Annotated in this window: 18 protein-coding genes; all 18 read left to right on the forward strand. The window is 33.6% G+C overall.

What is annotated here, in order from left to right; all coding sequences use genetic code 11:
- Positions 1–11 precede the first annotated feature (11 nt).
- The 18 genes from P176_RS20060 (at position 12) to P176_RS0113015 (ending at position 18,750) form a co-directional block, all read left to right on the forward strand.
- Positions 12–1,742, forward strand: a complete 1,731-nt coding sequence (locus P176_RS20060) for an HAD family hydrolase (RefSeq protein WP_051605492.1) — start codon at positions 12–14, stop codon at positions 1,740–1,742.
- Entirely contained in the window at positions 1,735–1,974 is a 240-nt protein-coding gene (locus tag P176_RS0112935) for an acyl carrier protein (RefSeq protein ID WP_037348938.1), read from the forward strand. Before P176_RS20060 ends, P176_RS0112935 begins: the two co-directional genes overlap by 8 nt.
- Entirely contained in the window at positions 1,974–2,879 is a 906-nt protein-coding gene (locus tag P176_RS0112940; protein WP_026755095.1) for a hypothetical protein, read from the forward strand. The genes P176_RS0112935 and P176_RS0112940 overlap by 1 nt, the downstream gene beginning before the upstream one ends.
- Positions 2,879–3,778: a polysaccharide deacetylase family protein gene (locus P176_RS0112945; RefSeq protein WP_026755096.1), complete on the forward strand. Its 900-nt coding sequence runs from the start codon at positions 2,879–2,881 to the stop codon at positions 3,776–3,778. The genes P176_RS0112940 and P176_RS0112945 overlap by 1 nt, the downstream gene beginning before the upstream one ends.
- Positions 3,779–5,011: a glycosyltransferase gene (locus P176_RS0112950; RefSeq protein WP_026755097.1), complete on the forward strand. Its 1,233-nt coding sequence runs from the start codon at positions 3,779–3,781 to the stop codon at positions 5,009–5,011.
- A complete protein-coding gene (locus P176_RS0112955) occupies positions 5,002–5,970 on the forward strand; it encodes a glycosyltransferase family A protein (RefSeq protein ID WP_026755098.1) in 969 nt (322 codons plus the stop codon). The genes P176_RS0112950 and P176_RS0112955 overlap by 10 nt, the downstream gene beginning before the upstream one ends.
- A 47-nt stretch (positions 5,971–6,017) precedes the next feature.
- Entirely contained in the window at positions 6,018–7,157 is a 1,140-nt protein-coding gene (locus P176_RS0112960) for a hypothetical protein (protein WP_156033061.1), read from the forward strand.
- Positions 7,154–8,446, forward strand: a complete 1,293-nt coding sequence (locus P176_RS0112965; protein ID WP_026755100.1) for a hypothetical protein — start codon at positions 7,154–7,156, stop codon at positions 8,444–8,446. The genes P176_RS0112960 and P176_RS0112965 overlap by 4 nt, the downstream gene beginning before the upstream one ends.
- 30 nt (positions 8,447–8,476) lie before the next feature.
- A complete protein-coding gene (locus P176_RS0112970) occupies positions 8,477–9,541 on the forward strand; it encodes a DUF6625 family protein (protein ID WP_026755101.1) in 1,065 nt (354 codons plus the stop codon).
- Positions 9,522–10,724, forward strand: coding sequence for a glycosyltransferase family 4 protein (locus tag P176_RS0112975; RefSeq protein WP_026755102.1), 1,203 nt, complete (start codon positions 9,522–9,524; stop codon positions 10,722–10,724). Before P176_RS0112970 ends, P176_RS0112975 begins: the two co-directional genes overlap by 20 nt.
- Before the next feature lie 99 nt (positions 10,725–10,823).
- Positions 10,824–12,002 carry a hypothetical protein gene (locus tag P176_RS0112980; RefSeq protein ID WP_156033063.1) on the forward strand — a complete coding sequence of 393 codons (1,179 nt, stop codon included), beginning with the start codon at positions 10,824–10,826 and terminating at the stop codon, positions 12,000–12,002.
- Positions 11,999–13,006 (forward strand): glycosyltransferase family 1 protein, encoded by a 1,008-nt coding sequence (locus tag P176_RS0112985; protein WP_051605493.1) that lies wholly within the window; start codon positions 11,999–12,001, stop codon positions 13,004–13,006. The genes P176_RS0112980 and P176_RS0112985 overlap by 4 nt, the downstream gene beginning before the upstream one ends.
- Positions 13,007–13,041: 35 nt before the next feature.
- Complete coding sequence (locus P176_RS0112990; protein ID WP_026755105.1) at positions 13,042–14,193, forward strand: glycosyltransferase family 4 protein; 1,152 nt, start codon at positions 13,042–13,044, stop codon at positions 14,191–14,193.
- A 10-nt stretch (positions 14,194–14,203) separates the two neighbouring features.
- Positions 14,204–15,151: a UDP-glucuronic acid decarboxylase family protein gene (locus P176_RS0112995; protein ID WP_026755106.1), complete on the forward strand. Its 948-nt coding sequence runs from the start codon at positions 14,204–14,206 to the stop codon at positions 15,149–15,151.
- Between the two features lie 126 nt (positions 15,152–15,277).
- On the forward strand, positions 15,278–15,826 hold the full coding sequence (locus P176_RS0113000; protein ID WP_026755107.1) for a WcaF family extracellular polysaccharide biosynthesis acetyltransferase: 549 nt from the start codon (positions 15,278–15,280) through the stop codon (positions 15,824–15,826).
- A gap of 3 nt (positions 15,827–15,829) precedes the next feature.
- Positions 15,830–16,585 (forward strand): glycosyltransferase family 2 protein, encoded by a 756-nt coding sequence (locus P176_RS0113005; RefSeq protein ID WP_026755108.1) that lies wholly within the window; start codon positions 15,830–15,832, stop codon positions 16,583–16,585.
- A 194-nt stretch (positions 16,586–16,779) separates the two neighbouring features.
- Positions 16,780–17,916 carry an MraY family glycosyltransferase gene (locus tag P176_RS19480; protein WP_051605494.1) on the forward strand — a complete coding sequence of 379 codons (1,137 nt, stop codon included), beginning with the start codon at positions 16,780–16,782 and terminating at the stop codon, positions 17,914–17,916.
- A 69-nt stretch (positions 17,917–17,985) separates the two neighbouring features.
- Complete coding sequence (locus tag P176_RS0113015) at positions 17,986–18,750, forward strand: polysaccharide biosynthesis/export family protein (RefSeq protein WP_026755109.1); 765 nt, start codon at positions 17,986–17,988, stop codon at positions 18,748–18,750.
- Position 18,751: the final 1 nt, after the last annotated feature.

Here is an 18,751-nt window from a genome sequence, read left to right on the forward strand (position 1 = left end):
TCAAGATTAAAATGAACAATTTCTTAGAGCTCTTAAAAGCTAACGCAAAACTAAAGCAAAAAGAGCAACAGCATACTGTTGATTTGCTCGTGCTTAATAATATTACCACTAATCCCATCAAGGAGTATTTGGAATATAACTGCGCATTAAACCAGATTAACGCCGAAGTGACTTTTGGTGACTATGATAATATTGCCCAAAATGCCCAAAACTTTGATGTTGAAAATAAAACCATCCTCATTTTTTGGGAAGTGGCCAACTGCTTACATGGTTTAGAATATAAAATCGATACCTTTTCTTCGGAACATTTGCATGCCCTAGAACAAAAAATACAACAAGAGCTTAAACTCACTTTCAAAGCCTTATCAAAAGCATCGTTGGTGATCATGAATCGTTTTACAGCCTTGCCTTTTAGCTTCTTGCAAACGCAGGATGGAGCATTGGAAACATTAGCGAATCGTCTCAATCAATTTTGTGAGGAGCAGGCGCCAAAATCTATTAAATGGATCAATATTGATAAATGTCTGGTAAAATCGGGCATTGATAATACAGTGGATTATAAAGGCTATTTAAAGAATAAATTACTCTATAAACATGATTTCTATTGGAATTATGTGCAATTGATCCAGCCGTATTTCAATGCATTAACAGGACAGGTCAAGAAATTATTAGCATTAGATTGTGACAATACCTTGTGGAAAGGCATTTTAGGCGAAGATGGTCCAGAGCACATTGCAATGGATGAAAACACTTATCAAGGCCAATCCTTTGCAGCAGCCCAATATAGAGCAATGGGCTTGGGTAAAAAAGGGGTGCTTTTGGCATTAGCAAGTAAGAATAATGCCGCCGATGTGGATGCAGTTTTAAAAGAACATCCAGATCTGTCTCTACAAGCAGATGCTTTAGTCGCCAAAAAAGTGAATTGGGATGCTAAGGGAGAAAATTTAAAACAATTGGCCAAAGAACTTAATATTGGCATTGATTCTTTTGTATTTGTTGATGATTCTGATTTTGAAGTACAGTTGATGCGAGACCAAGTGCCTTCTGTAACGACCATTCAGGTGCCTAAAAATGCAATTCAATACTATCTAGAGCAGCAACAATGGGCAAATAATTTTGTTCAACTTAATGAAAGTGCAGAAGACGCCAAAAAACTGGACCAATACAAACAGAATGTAGAGCGGGCAAATGCTGAACATAAATTTGAGGACTTTGCTGGCTTTTTAGAGTCTTTGGGTTTAGAACTTACCATATATAAGAATGACGAGCAACTCATTACAAGAATGGCTCAAATGACCCAAAAGACCAACCAATTTAATTTGACAACGCCCAGATATTCAGAAGCACAATTAGAACAATTTGTCAATAATAAAAATTACGATTGTTTTGCTTTTGGAGTAAAAGATAAGTTTGGAGATAGTGGTGTCACGGGGCTATGCATTGTGCATTATTCCGAAGAAAATGTTGCTACCATAGATACTTTATTGATGAGTTGTAGAATATTGGGTAGAAATATTGAGTATCAGTTTTTAGAAGAAGTGCTTTCGCAAGTTTTTGCAAAGGCAGAAGTTGTTAATGCTAAATACATCGTAACAAAAAAGAACCATCAAGTTGCCGATTTTTACATAAAGACTGGTTTTGAATTCAAGGAAGAGTTAGAAGCAACCATATCTTATGAGATGAAAAAGGCTAATTTTGCAGTTTCAAACTCTTATAATTACATAAAATTAAATTATGCCTAACATCGAAGATAAATTAAAAGAAATCATGGCGTTGGTATTTGACGTCCCTACCACAGACATAAATGAGGATACCAGTCCAGATGATTTGGATAATTGGGATTCTATCGGTACTATAAACCTAATCACCGCATTGGAAGATGCATTTGATATTGAGTTTGAAGATGAAGAGATTTTAGAACTCTTGAATTTTCAACTCATTAAAATCAATATAGAGGAAAAGCTAGAAGCCTAGTGTCAGTTATTTTAAGAGAAGTTCAGCATTCAGATTTTGACCAAATTCATAATTTATTTATCGAGGTGTATGGTAAAGAGCCTGTACTTGGATTTAAAAAAGCATTTTTTGACCATAAATTATTATTAGGATATTGCTTGATAGATGATTTGGCTGAAAAACAGCCCATGGTAGGTTATTTTGGTTGTTTTACCTATCATAGAGTTATTGATGGTATAAATTATAAATTCTATAATTCGCATACTTGGATTGTAAGAGAGCCATATCGCAAGCAATCTTTAAAACTACTAATGCCATATATTCGTCTAAAAGATGGTATTGTCACTAATTTTAGCGCTAATGGTAAAGTGGCGCAAATTTTAGAACAATTGAAATTTTCAAAACAAGCTGTAGTCAATTTCACTATCAGACATTCTTTTAGTTTAAAATCTTATATAGATCAACGAAAAATTAAATCTGAAAGTCTTGAAAATAATATTACAAAATGGCATGAGCCATACGTAGGGTTAAGTCTTAATCTTAAATTTCCTAGTCAAGACAAGACGATTGAATTGATATTGAAGCCTGTTTCTAAAAAACCAGAATGGGTCCAACGTATTAATAGAATTTCTAAAAGATTAACAAAACGACCATTCATAACTCAAACCTATTTTCTTTATAAAGTACATTATACAAATGCACCAAATTTTTTAATGGAACATTTAGATACGTTGAGTCATTATTTATTTTTAAAAGAAAAAGTGGGTGGTTTGATTTTTCCAGAAAGTCTTATTGAAAATTTACCCCAGAATCGTATACGATCACAATATGAAGAAGATATTTACTTAAAACAGAATCAAAGTGCAGTCCCAAAGCTCGATTATCTGTATTCTGAAGTATTTTATTTGAATATTCAAGATAAATAATGTTACAAAAGCTAAAAGATCAAATCAAGCAAAACTTAGTGCCTAAATCAAAATTGGTGGTACTTAATTACCATCAGTTGGGAGAAACATTTGATCCTAAAATTCATAATGAATTTATTTGGAATTCTACCGATCTGTTTCAAGAACACATGTCTTTTTTAAAACAAAATTTTAAAATTGTTTCTCTTTCTGAAGGGTTAGAGGCTTTAAAGAATAAGACAATAAATCAAACACTGGTGAGTATTACTTTTGATGATGGAGATGCTTCAATGACGGAGTTCGCTATGCCAATTCTTGACAGTCTTAAAATTCCAGCAACCTTCTTCATCAATACGGCATATGGCAAAGAAAAAATGGGGTATTGGTATAATCTAGGACCTTATTTTGAGAATAAGGAATTAATTGAGGCAGCACCAAAAATTAGAAATACTAGAGATCAAAACGAATATCGGGAGCTTTTAAAATTGGAGAATGAATGCAATCTAAAAAATGGCGCAGAAAATTCACCATTTTATGCTAAGTATTCAGATTTTGAAAATTGTAAAAACCCATTATTTCATTTTGGGTTACATGGCCATGAACATTTGCGCTTTTCTATGTTGTCTCGGGAGTCACAGAAGGAAAATTTGCAAAAAAATATGGAACAAATGAAAGATTGGCCCAATTATGTGCCCCTCTTTGCCATTCCTTTTGGTAAACCACAAGATTGGAATTCGGATACTCTAGAAATTTGTAAGGAGTTAGATGTTATTCCCTTTCTAGCCTATCATGGTTATAATACGTCTTATAGAGAACCATTTTTAAGATTTTCAGTAGATACAAAAAACCTGAAAACGATATTTAAGGATTTCAGCCCTTTTCAGAAGAGTTATTATAAACTAAACATGTTATCAAAATAAGTGAAGAGACTTTATTATTTTACAGACTCTTATCCATTTTCTGTCGATTACACATGGAAAACTGCCGAAATAAAAGAGGCATCCTTAAAGTTTGATGAAGTCATTATTGTACCTTTTACTCATAAGAAAACTAATGATTTTAATTTCGCTGATAATGTTCGCATTATAGAACCAACATTAGGGAAAACATTATTCGCTAAGCCTAAGTATCTCAAACATCTTTTTAGCAAAAGTCAGCCACAAAAGTGGATTTCAGAATTTTTTAGAGCTGTAAAAAGCGGTAAACAAGGCATTATTGATTGGTATTTAGCCACAGTTTATAGTGATATTATTATCAAAAAAAACATTTTTAAAGAACTCCAAAACAATCGTAGTAAGCAAGCGCAGACTGTTCTGTTTTTTCAATGGACTATGAATAACGCCCTCATGATTCCTGTTCTTCATGAATGGGGTTATCAAAATATTATATGCAGGATGCATGGTTTTGATTTGTATGAGTTTCGACATAACGACTATTTACCATATAAATCAAGGGTGTTAAAACATGCCCATATTTGCACATTTATAAGTGAACATGGGCGTGATTACGCGACGAAACGTTATCCTTTTATTGAGAATGCTAGTGAAATCCATTATTTAGGTGCAAACGCAATGCTTCAAAATAAAGTGGAGTCTGGGCAAATATTTCATTTAGTGAGCGTTTCTAGAGCAGTACCTTTAAAACGCTTAGAGCTTATTGTTGAAGCTTTGAAATCAGTAAAAATACCTGTAAAATGGACTCATATTGGAGACGGCTATGCACTTGACAATATTAAAAAATGTGCTTCAGAAATTAAAAAGTACAATCCAAATTGTGAGGTGGAATTCTTGGGGTGGTTAACTCCGGAAGAGATTAAAAATTATTTTGCCGAAAATGGGATACATAGTTTGATATTGGTTAGTGAGACCGAAGGTTTGCCAGTTGTTATAATGGAAGCCTTCTCAGCATCTATTCCGGTTATTGCTACAGATGTTGGAGGTGTTTCAGAATTGGTTAAAACGGAGAACGGTATATTATTATCATCAAATCCAAAACCCTCTGAGGTTGCCATTTCTATCGATACAATGGCGAGCGAAGATTTTGAAACTCATCAAGAACGCAGAGATGCAGCATTTCAATCTTATGTTAAATCTTTTGATTTACAAAAGAACACCAAAAAATTCATAAATTTTTTATCGCAACAATGTCATTAGTCTCCATCATCATTCCGGTATTCAATAGTATTGCCTTTATAGAGGAGACTATAAATTCGGTGCTAAAGCAAACCCATCAAAGTATCGAAATAATTGTTATTGATGATGGTTCAACCGATGGCTCTTTTGAATTCATATCCAATTTGGAAAATGAAAAGTTGACTCTCATAAAGAACCCTAAAAAAGGAGCCTGCTCAGCCAGGAATCACGGTTTGCGTTTAGCGAAGGGTGAATTCATTCAATTTTTAGATGCTGATGACATACTCAGTCCTAATAAATTAGAATTGCAGATTGCGGAACTAAAAAATGACACCAAATCCATTGCCGTTTGCAGTACGAAACATTTTTATGATACTATAGACAGTGGGGTCGTTACAGATAGAGAATTTTTATATACCACAGAGGACACCGAGGTTTTTTTATTGAATCTTTATGGGGGAAATGGTAAGCAAAATATGGTTCAAACAAGCGCTTGGTTAACGCCAAAATATTTGTTAGATAAGTTAGAACCTTGGGACGAAAGTTTGAGCAAAGATCAAGACGGAGAATATTTTTGTAGAGTAGTCACTAAGGCCAATAAAGTTGTTTACGTTCCAGATGTTTATAACTATTATCGCAAACACATCAGAGGGGCTAATATTGCCAATCAAAAACAGCTTAAACATTTACAGAGTCAATTAAAAGCTTTAAACTCAAAAAGTAAACAGTTTCGAATCCAAAAGGGTACGGAATTATATAACAACGCTATGGCTTTGCAGTACAAGATTATAGCCATTGATGCGTACCCAGAGTCTATGATGGTTTACAGAGCAGCTATCGAAAAAGTTAACAAGTTTGGCGGAAGCACTTACGAGCCTGTTTTAGGAGGTAGGATTGTTGAAGTTATGAAATCTATTTTTGGATGGAAAGCTGCAAGATATTTTTCAGTATTTATTCATAAACTTTTAAGTCATAAATGAAGTCTATTCTATTTATAACGACTTCAAGCCTAGCGGCCAATCCGCGATTGGTCAAGGAGTTTGAAGCACTTAAAGAAAACAATAATTGTGTTGTTTTGTCTTTTAAACATGATGATTGGAGTTTGGAGCTTTCTGAAGCTATAAAAAAAAGAAACCCAAAAGTTGAATTTTTTGAGATTGATAGAAAGAAGGATGTATTTCAAACCATAGCCAGTAAAGCCATTCATAAAATCGCTATTAGTTTAAATGGTATCTTTTCTGAAAAATTTAAAATTTGTGCATTTGCTAGTAGTGATAAAGCTTTACAATTATGGTTTAAAGCCAAAGTTCTGCAAAATAAAATACAGTTTTCTAGAATAATTGCACATAATTTAGGAGCTTTTTTTTCAGCAGTAAACATTGCAGAAAAACTAAATATTGAATTGCAGTTAGATATCGAGGATTATTATCCGGGTGAAGCCTTGTACTTTAATGAAAAATATGAGATTCAAAATCGAATGGAGATTATGAAACATAGCTTTTCAAAAGCAGATGCTATTACCTATGCCTCAAGGGGAATTCAATTAGAGTGTGAAAAACATTTTAAAGTACAAACAAATGCAAGACAAATAACAATCATTAATGCGTTTAATGAAGAAGATTTTATTAAGCCAGATACAAAACTAAAAGATGAAATACATTGTGTTTGGTTTTCACAACATATAGGGCCTAATCGTGGATTGGAACAGGTTTTTGAGGCAGCTAAAACATTAGATCATGTGACTTTTCATATAGTTGGAAATCGCAACCAGGGTTATTTGGATGGTTTTGATTTAGGTGATAATATTAGGTTTTATAAAGTTATGAAGCAAGAACTCCTGCATTCATTTTTGAGCAAAATGGACATTGGTCTTGCCTTAGAAAATACAGAAGCAGATTATAATCGTAATATTTGTTTAACCAATAAATTTTTAGCCTATTCACAAGCTGGTTTGTATATAGTGGCAAGTAATACTTTAGGTCAATCCCAATTTTTAAAATCTCTGGATTATGATGCAGGAGTTATTATAGAATCATCCTTAAAAGAAACGCTTTTTAAATTCAATCAGGTTCTTTTAGAGGCACCTCGTAAGACTGACAGATGGCTAAAAGCAAAGTCATTTTGCTGGGAAATTGAAAAAATTAAATTAAAGGAATTACTCTCATGAAAACTATATTAATAATTTATCCAGATTGGCACCCTTCTAATGTTGCAGGTGTTCAGAGACCTAGATTAATAGGGAACTTTACAAAAGAGTTTGATTGGGCACCAAAAGTTATCACGGTAGAAGAAAGTTTCTATTCAGTGAAACCCGACCATGATTTTTCAAAGACGTTTTCTGATGATTTTGATGTAGTTAGAGTAAATGCTTTTAAGCATAACAGAATTATTGGAGATATCGGTCTTAGGTCTTTTTTTCAATTATACAATAAGGCAAAGGAAATTATTGCCAATGAGTCAATTCATTTTATTTGGTTTCCAATTCCAACCTTTTATACGTCATTATTAGGAAGACTACTTTATGAAAAAACTAAAATACCCTATGGTATTGATTATATCGATCCTTGGGTTAGAGATATTACCAATCAAAAAGGCTTACGAGCTAAAATAAGCCAATCTCTTGCAAAATTTTTAGAGCCTATAGCAATTAAAAAAGTAGCGGTTATAAGTGGAGTGTCTACACCCTATTATGAACCTGTGATAAGAAGAAATTTTCCTGAATTTTATAACGATAAAGGAGAACTTATAGCAAAAACTATTAATAGACATACAAAAAAAGAAATGGCACACGTAGGTATGCCCTATGGTTTTGATCCTAAAGATCATGAAATAGTACTTAAAAACATAACATTTCCATGGGCAGGAGGTTCCTCAAAAGAAAAAATATGGATTTATGCTGGAGCCTTCCTCCCCAATAGCCATTCTCTGTTGTCTGCTTTCTTTGAAGCTATATCAAATTTAAGACGAAGAGGACAATGGGACAATGATATAAGGCTTTGGTTTGTGGGAACGGGTTCTTATACGGCGAAATCTATACTATCTTACGCTCAAGATTTTGGTTTGGAAGATATAGTTTTCGAAAGAAGAGATCGTTACCCATATTTGCAAGTATTAAATTTCCTTGGTTCTTCTAATACGATTATGGTTATTGGTAGCACAGAAAAGCATTACACAGCTAGTAAGACATTTCAAGCACTTATGTCTAATAGGCCCATTATTGGTGTTTTCCATTATGAAAGTAGCGCATTAAAAATCATGAAAGAAACTTCTGCAGATAAATTTGTCGTCAGATATAATCCTTCAAATAGTAAAGAGGAACTCATAACTTCTTTCGAGCGTATGATATTGAACAGATGCGGTGATCAACATTGGAGCCCATCCTTAGAAATCTTAAATAACTACTCTGCTAAAGAATCTGCTAGGAGATTGGTGGATGCAATTGAAACAATATTATAATAAAACTCACTTTTAAAATGATCAATTATCATGTCATCGAATAAAATAGCTTTCATTATTCCTTATTTTGGTCAGTTAGATAAATTCTTCCCAGTTTGGATGCATTCTTGCAGGTATAACCCTACAATAGATTGGATTTTAATTACAGATCAATCTTTAGATCAATTTTCACTTCCTAGTAATGTATTAATACACTCTTGTACTTTTGAGTCTCTTCAGGATAAAATTAAAAATAAATTTAGTTTTACTACTGTCTTATCCACTCCTTACGATCTCTGTGAATTTAGAGTAGCTTATGGGGATATATTTTCTGATTTGCTTCAAGACTATGACTTTTGGGGGTATTGTGATATGGACGTATTATGGGGAAACTTAAGAAATTTTATTACAGATGACGTTTTAAGTACGAACGAGAAAATATCTTGGAGAGGTCACCTTACGCTATTTAGAAACACTCAAGAAATACGAAAGCTTTATACAAAAAATCTCCAGGGTGTAGAACTTTATAAACTTGCTTTTAGTAATGAATTTCTAGTTCCAGTAATGTTTGATGAGAGAGGGATAAACAAGATTTTTGACGACTCTAATTATTCAATTTATTTGGATTTGCCATTTGCAGATCTCAAAATTCGGTCTTTTAATTTTCAAGTTCAGCATTTCGATGAAAGCCTACTTTCTACGGGTGGGATTTTTTATTGGACAAGAGGAAAACTTTTTAGATTATTTGTTGAAGATAAAGATGTTATTGCAGAAGAATTTGTTTATGTTCATTTTCTTAAAAGGATTATAGACATTCATCAATTTAATTTTGATGATAAGTTTTTCGTTGTTCCAAACAAAATCTTAGCTGAAACTAATGTTCCAGATTTGAAGGGATTTATCGAAGAACATTGTCTTCAAAAATTTTATTTGAAATACTATTTAAAAAGAATGAATATTTCTTTTCTTCTGAGAAAAAGAGATTATCAAAAGAGCTTGGTTAAGTTCAATAACGCATATCCCGATATCCTAAAAGAAGGATACCCGGTAAAAATTTCTTCCAAAGTCATTAAAAGAAAAATAATAAGAACAATAGATGAACTTGAAGGGTATTAATAAAAAATTAGCGATAATTACCACACATCCCATTCAATATTACGCTCCACTTTTCCGGCTTTTGGCAGATGAAAGTAAAGTGGATGTAAAAGTATTCTATACTTGGTCGCAGGCTAAAGAGATAGTTAAAGACAAAACCTTTGGTAGAGATATCAAATGGGATGTTCCGTTACTTGAAGGTTATGACTTTGAATTTGTAGAGAACATATCTAAGAGACCTAGCAGCAATAGCTGGTTGGGAATTGATAATCCTGAACTAATATCAAAAATTGAAGTTTTTGAACCCGATGCTATTTTGGTCTATGGCTGGAATATGAAAAGCCACTTTAAGGTACTTCGTCATTTCAAAGGAAAAACCCCAGTATGGTTTAGAGGCGATTCCACCTTATTGGATGAACAAAAAGAGTTGAAAACATATTTGCGCAGATTTTGGCTCACCTATGTTTACAGACATGTGGATAGGGCTTTTTATGTAGGTCAGGCCAATAAAGCCTATTTTTTGAAGCACGGTTTAACTGAAAAGCAATTGGTATATGCGCCACACGCTGTAAATAATAGTCATTTTTATGATAATGATCAACAGTCATATAAAAAGAAAGCAGCTGATTGGAAGAAAAATCTAGGTATTTCTGAAGATCAAGTCACAGTAGTTTTTGCTGGTAAGTTTGAAGCTAAAAAGCAACCAAATCTGCTTATAGATGCCGTTATAGAAGCTAATAAAAAGCGCAAGAAACCTATAAAACTCTTATTGATAGGTAATGGTCCTTTAGAAGAAAGTCTCAAGGAACAAGCTGAGAGACAAAATTGCATTCTATTCTTGCCATTTCAGAATCAGTCTAAAATGCCTTTGGTTTACCGTCTGGGATCTATATTTTGTTTACCCTCAAAGGGGCCTGGTGAAACTTGGGGTTTAGCCGTGAATGAAGCCATGGCTTCTGCTATACCTGTGATTGTTACCAACAAGGTGGGAGGAGCAGAAGACATGCTAATAAAAGATTATAACGGCTATGAATTTGAATATTCTAATCAGCAAGAATTAGAGTCAATACTTATAAACTTATCTATCGATAAGTTGAAAATTATGGGAGCAAATGCAAAGTTACATGTTGAGAATTTTACACTGTTACAAACTGTAAAAGCAATTAAAAAAGAACTAAAAATGATTAAAACGAAACAGTCATAGCTTTTGGGATTTTGGTCGTACATAGGGATTTTGTTAGTTATCTTTAGTGCTTATAAGTTCTTAATACGATTAGGTAAAGCGTTACCCGTATTGGAACTTATGCTACTTATAGCTGGTCTTCAATGGATTGTTGGTCCTTTGATTGAATATGCCTCCCCTTCATTGCACTATAAATATTATATGTATGTAGAGCAAACTCAATATATGGGTTTCGTGGTACCTGCGTTCGGAATATTTGTTTTGTTTGTATTAGTGCTAATAAAGAAAACTGCCCTTTTCAATTTTCAGCTCGGGCGTTTAGAAAATTATTCGAACTATGGATTGGTTATCTTTATAATAGGTGTGTTTTTCGATGTTTTCGGCGGGTTTTTACCAGGAGCACTAGGTTTTGTAGGATTTATTCTATCCAATTTTAAGTTTGTAGGTGCGATTATTCTCTACTATTCCCAAAGTAAAAAATTAAAAAAAATATTTTACGTCGCTATTCTTTATCTATTAATAACCTCTATTTCAAAAGCACTTTTTCACGACTTTATATTGTGGTCGGTCTTTTTTTATATGTTTTGGTCTTTAAAAAACAAGCCCTCTATTCCTGTAATTTTGACCACAATAATAGCTGGAGCCCTTCTAGCCTTGACATTACAGACTGTAAAATCAGCATTTAGAGCTGAAGTATGGAACGACTACTCAGGAAATAAAATAGAATTATTTATCGGTTTAATGATAGATTCTGTTTTGGCAAGTGATACAGATGTGTCCCAAATTGATGGTGATGGTGTCGATTCCAACGTTAGACTCAATCAAGGCTGGATTATTAGCGCGACTTTGGATCATATTCCAAGTAATCAAAACTATTTTAATGGAGCTACCATCAAGGATGCGATTTTCGCTTCTATTTTACCTAGATTTTTAAACCCTAACAAAACGAAAGCTGGAGGACAAGAGAACTTTAGAAAGTTCACAGGTTTAGAACTAAGTCAAGGCACATCGATGGGTATAAGCATTGTAGGTGAGGCTTATGGTAATTTTGCACATGTAGGAGGTATCTTATTCATGGGGATTTGGGGGTTTTTTTTAGGAAAGGTTTGGTTGTTTTTATACAATCAAATTCGAAAAAATATTCTCATTATTGCTTTTATTCCACTCATATTTTTGCAGGTGATAAAAGCGGAAACAGAACTTGTGGTAGTTCTAAATCATTTGGTCAAATCACTGATAGTCGTTTTTCTTTTTATTTGGTTTGCTAAAAAATATCTGAAATGGGATTTTAATAAATGAGAGAGACGATTACTTATATATACAGAAAACCAGAACCTAATTATAAGAGTATAGAAGGGATCTTTTATACTATTTCAGAAAAAATCGGATTAGAGCGAGAGACCTCAAAGTTAGAACTGCAATGTTCTGGTGGAAATTTGGGTACGCTGTGGTCAAACATGAGTAATTTCCAAAGAAAAATAAATCACATTTATCACATTACTGGAGACGTGCAGTATATGGGAATTGTCACTAGAAGAAAATCTGTATTGACCGTTCATGATGTAAAATCAATTGTTAAAGGCAGATTTTTGAAAAGAACTTATATGAAGTTATTTTGGTTTTGGCTACCGGCATTATTTGTGAAGCGCATTACGGTAATTTCAGAGTTTACCAAAAAAGAATTGGAGCATGTAATTCCATTTGCAAAGCACAAAATAAGAGTTGTTCCTAACCCAGTAAATGATGTGTTCCAATTTAAGCCGTCTGTTTTTAATAAGAATAAACCAATAATTTTATTATTAGGTACAAAAAGCAATAAAAATTTAGAACGAATTTTTAAAGCCCTAGAAGGTATTAACTGCGAAGTCATGCTGATTGGGAAGCTTACTAAACATCAAGATCTTTTATCAAAAAAGTTAAATTTAAATTTGACTTCTAAGTTTGACCTCTCCTTAGAGCAGGTGGTTGTAGCTTATCAAAATTGTGACATGTTGTGTTTTGCTTCTACTTACGAAGGATTTGGTATGCCGATTATTGAGGCTCAGGCCACAGGACGACCTGTTTTGACTTCTAATTTGGGGGCCATGAAAGAGGTAGCTGCAGATTCAGCATTATTAGTGAATCCTTTCGAAATAACATCAATTAGAGCAGGGATTAATCAATTGATCAATGACGAAACTTTGAGAGAACGTTTAATTAAAAAAGGCTCCATAAATGTTCAGCGCTTTTGTACAGAGACTGTGGTCAACGACTATTTGAAAATCTATACAGAACTAGAGACAAGTAAAGTTAAAATGCTATGATAACTCAACTTAATGAAATACTACAAACGGCATAAATGACTAAGGTAAAAACAAAATTATGGATATTTATTGATTGGTATTTACCAGCTTATAAGGCCGGTGGTCCCATACAATCAGTTTCGAATTTGGTTGGAAGATTGAAATCAGAATTTGAAATATCTGTGATAACATCAAATCTAGATTTAGGAGAACCACTCAATCTAAATGCTAAAGAGCTAAATGTTTGGGTAGAAAAGGAAGACTATCGCGTCATGTATTTGAATCAACAGCATCAAAATAAAGGCTTTTATAAAAAACTTTTTTTAGAAAACACCATTGATGTGGTTTATTTTAATTCATTATTCTCGGCTAAATTCACCATAATGCCTTTATTGATATTGAAAAATAGGCCGATGAGGAGAGTATTAGCGTCAAGGGGGATGCTCGGAAAGGGCGCACTTGCCATAAAGCCAATAAAGAAAAGAGTATTTCTCAAATGGTTTAAATTGATGAAGCTTCATAAAAAAGTAATTTGGCATGCAACAGCCGAAAGTGAAGCCGATGAAATTGAAACGCATTTTGGTAAGGATACAACAATAGCGTTGGCGCCTAATTTGTCTGCACTCAGTCGCAATGAAAATTTTAAAAAGGAAAAACTAAAGCATCAAATAAACATCTTTTTTTTATCTCGAATTGCAATTAAGAAGAATTTAATTGGAGCTTTGAACCTTTTATCTAAAACTCAAATGACAAGTCAAATCAAGTTTACTATCATTGGACCTATAGATGACAAGACCTATTGGGAAAAATGCCAATCAAAAATCACATCTTTGCCGATACATGTGAAAGTGGATTATTTGGGCGCAATTCCTAATAATGAATTATCAGATCATTTAGAAAAACAACATCTTTTGTTTTTGCCAACATATGGAGAGAATTTTGGACATGTCATCATGGAGTCTTGGCAAAATGGATGCCCAGTAATCATTTCAGATCAAACGCCTTGGCGCGCTCTGAAAAAGGATAAATTGGGGTATGATATTGCGATTAAGAGCGAAAGTGAATTTATTGAGGCTTTAGAACACATGATCAGCATGTCACAGGATGAGTATGATCAATGGTCAAACTCGGCATTTAATTTTGCTAAAAGATTTATAGAAAACCCCAAGGTATTGGAAAAAAATAAAGCCTTATTTTTGAATTCTTAATAGATTATAAATGAAACGTATATTAATTACGGGTGGTGCCGGTTTTGTAGGTTCTCACCTATGTGAGCGCCTCTTAAAAGAAGGTAATGAGGTGATCTGCCTTGATAATTACTTTACAGGAAATAAAAAAAACATAGAGCATTTGATGGATAACCACTATTTTGAGTTGGTTAGGCATGATGTCACAAATCCTTATATGGTCGAGGTTGATGAAATATATAATATGGCATGTCCCGCTTCTCCTGTTCATTATCAATACAACCCAATAAAGACCATAAAAACATCTGTGATGGGTGCTATCAATATGTTGGGGCTGGCGAAACGTGTAAAGGCTAAGATATTGCAGGCGTCAACTAGTGAGGTTTATGGAGACCCTGCAGTACACCCGCAGCCAGAAACTTATTGGGGTAATGTAAATCCAATCGGGTTACGCTCTTGTTATGATGAAGGAAAGCGCTGTGCTGAAACTTTATTTATGGATTATCATATTCAAAATGATGTCAAAATAAAAATCATTAGAATTTTCAATACCTATGGCCCAAATATGAATCCAAATGATGGTCGTGTGGTATCTAATTTTATAGTTCAAGCTTTGGAAGGAAAGGACATTACTATTTTTGGAGATGGCACGCAGACCCGAAGTTTCCAGTATGTGGATGATTTGGTGGAGGGAACTATTAGAATGATGAATAGTAGAGATGGTTTTGTTGGTCCTGTTAATATCGGAAATCCTACCGAATTCACGATGTTAGAATTAGCTGAAAAAGTTATAGATCTTACCAACTCGAGTTCAAAATTGGTGTTTTTACCACTACCACAAGATGATCCTTTACAAAGGAAGCCAGTTATTGATTTGGCAAAAAAGGAGCTAAATGGATGGGAGCCTAAAATAGAGCTAGAAGAGGGTTTGATAAAAACAATTACGTATTTTGACAAACTTTTGGAAATAAAGGATTGATTTTTGTATTAACTTATTGTTCCACATAGAATTTCAGTGTAATTAAAGATTATTATGGTTGGGGAGTAAAGTAGAGTTATGATTTTGCTTAAAACCTTAGATGTTAATTAATTAAAAAACCGAAATTTGAGAACAGATCTTTCATCTTATAACAACAGTTGGTTTAATCCTGGTTCAAGAACAAAGCGTCTTGCTTGGTATCTGATTAATGAGATTTTTTTAAAGTCGAGTTTTAATCCATCTTCAGCAATAAAGGTTTTTTGGTTGAGACGTTTTGGAGCCAAGATTGGGAAGGGCGTCATCATAAAGCCGTCTGTCAATATAAAATATCCTTGGAAATTAATTATTGGTGATTATTGTTGGATAGGAGAAGAGGTTTGGATAGATAATTTGGACAGCGTTATTATCGAAAATAATGTATGTATTTCCCAAGGTGCCTTTTTGCTTTGTGGAAATCATAATTATAAATTGCCCTCATTCGATTTAATTACGAAGCCGATTACTTTAAGAGAGGGCTGTTGGATAGGGGCAAAGAGTATTGTTGGGCCAGGGGTTGTAGTTAACGATTACGCAATTTTAGCTTTAGGGTCAGTAACAAGCACTAAACTTGAAGCCTATGGCATTTATCGCGGCAATCCTGCTCAAAAAATAAAAGACAGGGTTTTTACCAGCTAGAATATGAAAGTTTCCATAATTACCGCCACTTACAATAGCAAAAGAACGCTTCATACATGTATGGAGTCTGTTCTAAATCAGACATACCCAAATGTAGAGTACATCATTGTAGATGGAGATTCAAATGATGGCACGCTAGATGTCATAAAGAAAGAAGCTAAAGAGAACACTAATATTCATTTCATTTCAGAGAAAGACAAAGGCATCTATGATGCTCTAAACAAGGGTGTAGAATTAGCAACAGGAGATGTTATAGGATTTGTACACTCCGATGATTATTTGGCGAGTAGCACTATTGTTGAGACTATTATGAGCGCTTTTTCAAAGTACAATGTTGATGGAGTATATGGAGATCTTCATTATGTGTCCTTTGATAAACCTGACGCTGTCATAAGAAACTGGAAAAGCCAATCATTTATACCGAAACTTTTAAAGCAAGGTTGGATGCCAGCGCATCCCACATTATTTTTAAAAAGAGAGGTTTATTTGGAAAAGGGAAAGTTTGATACGAAGTTTAAGATAGCTGCAGATTATGATTTTGTTTTAAGAGTATTTAGAGAAACAAAGTATTCGTTTTATTATTTGGCAGAGACTATCACTAAAATGCGAGTTGGTGGTGCCAGTAATAAAAGTCTAAAAAACCTTATACAAAAGACTAAAGAGGATTACCAAGCTTGTAGGAGAAATGGACTCAAACTACCTTATAAAGTAGTTTTAATTAAGAACCTATCTAAGATTCCTCAATGGATTACAAAATAAAACAGCAAGGATTTAACCTTATATTAAGGTTGTGTTTATTAATCTGATAGTTTTTTATCGTTAATTTTAATAGTTTTATGATTAAAGAAACATCTATTTAGAGTATCTTTTTTTTATAATACTCAGACTTTACTACTATATTTGCCCCAAAATAAGAGACTTATTTCTATAAGCTGGCGTTTAAGATTCTCATAATGATAAAAGAGTTATTGCATTTTTTTAATCCATCAGATCATTTAGGAATTTGGTTGCTAGTTTCTTTTGTGATTGCCTTTGTGGTTTCATTTAGTACGTTTCCGGCCATTTTCCACGTTTCTGAAGCTAAGCATTTAATGGATGAACCTGGAGAGCGTAGCATACATTCCGTTAAAACACCAACGCTTGGTGGTGTAGGTATTTTTATTAGTCTTGTGGTGGTAATAACGACTATTGGCGGGCTATTAGAGACAAAAACGCTTTTACTTATTTTAGGCAGTCTAACAATCCTGTTTTTTTTGGGATTGAAAGATGATCTACTGATTCTATCACCAACGAAAAAACTGTTTGGTCAGTTTTTAGCAGCCATGGTACTGATAGCTTTTACTGATACTAGAATATTAGGGTTTTCAGGCCTATTGGGTATCACTATCATGCCTTATTGGCTTTCAGTAGCATTTACTTTATTTGTATACCTTTTAGTCATAAATGCCTATAACCTAATTGATGGGGTTGATGGTTTAGCCGGGTCTTTAGCGCTTTTGGGGGCAGGTGCTTTTGCTTTTATGTCTATCAAAACAGGAGATATCACCATGGCAACAATTGCTGTAGCAACGGTAGGCTCTCTAATTCCGTTTTTGAGACTTAATTTTTCGAAAAATCAAAAAATATTCATGGGTGATACGGGATCAATGATCATTGGGTTCTTGCTCGCTTTTTTTGCCGTTCGATTTATAAATCAATCTCAACTGAATCAAGGTGCCATATTTTTTAATTCTGCACCGATAATGATATTGTCTATACTGTTTTTTCCTCTATTAGACACCTTACGCATCTTTTTTATCAGACTGGTCATTTTGAAGAAAAGTCCGTTCTCAGCTGATAAAAATCATTTACATCATAAATTCTTAGACCTTGGTTTCACACATATTCAAACCACTACCTATATTGTTCTTCTTAACTTAATGCTAATTGCTTTTGCTTACAGTACCAGAGAATTGGATATTTTTCTTCAGTTTATTTTATTAATGGTAGTTGGGATATCTTTATATTCGACATTATTCATATATAATTGGATCATGTTGAAAGGATGGTTTCCTCAATTTTTAAAGACAATCAAGAACTATAAACTCTAAATTCAGCTTAACTTTTGTCAATCTGCATTTTGCGGTTATCTTTACAGACAATTTTATAAAACCTCTTTAATGAGAATCCAGCTTATAGTCTACCTTTCAATTATTTTTTTGATTCTAAATTCTTGTGCGACCAAGAAAGAAATTTTGTATTTGCAAGATGTTGAGAATCTAAATGGTAATGAAATCGTTTATGGTAACACTAAAATACAACCTAATGACATTTTAAAGATTTCTGTTGGTGCCCTCGTTCAAGAATCTGCAATACCATATAACAGAAGCACAAATCAATCAGGGGGAGTTAGTTTAGAGCTTCTACAATTAGAAGGATATCTAGTCTCAACTGATAACACGATAGATTTTCCTGTATTGGGAACCATTTCAACGAAAAACAATACAGTACTAGAGTTACAAGCTAATATTGAAAGAGAACTAAGAGAAGGAGGCCATCTTAAAAATCCTTCGGTTAATGTTAGGATTCTTAACGCAAAGGTTACTATTTTGGGTGAAGTTAACAGCCCTGGAACATATAATTTTACTGAACAAAATATCACTTTATTACAAGCTTTGGGTTACGCCAAGGATTTGACAATTAGCGGTAAAAGGGAGGATGTGAAAGTGATAAGAGAGGTGGATGGGAATCGTAAAATTGCTACTCTAGATTTAACCTCAAGCGAGTTTATCAATAGTGAGTTTTACCAAGTAAAACCTAATGACGTCATTTATGTTGGTCAAAATAATCCAAAGGTAAAAAGTGCTGGTTTTATAGGAAATGTAGGCACTTTGCTCTCCGTGGTTTCCATACTTTTCACAACAGTTGTTCTAATTACAAGATAAG

The sequence above is a fragment of the Sediminibacter sp. Hel_I_10 genome (assembly GCF_000688335.1).
GTDB lineage: Bacteria > Bacteroidota > Bacteroidia > Flavobacteriales > Flavobacteriaceae > Psychroserpens.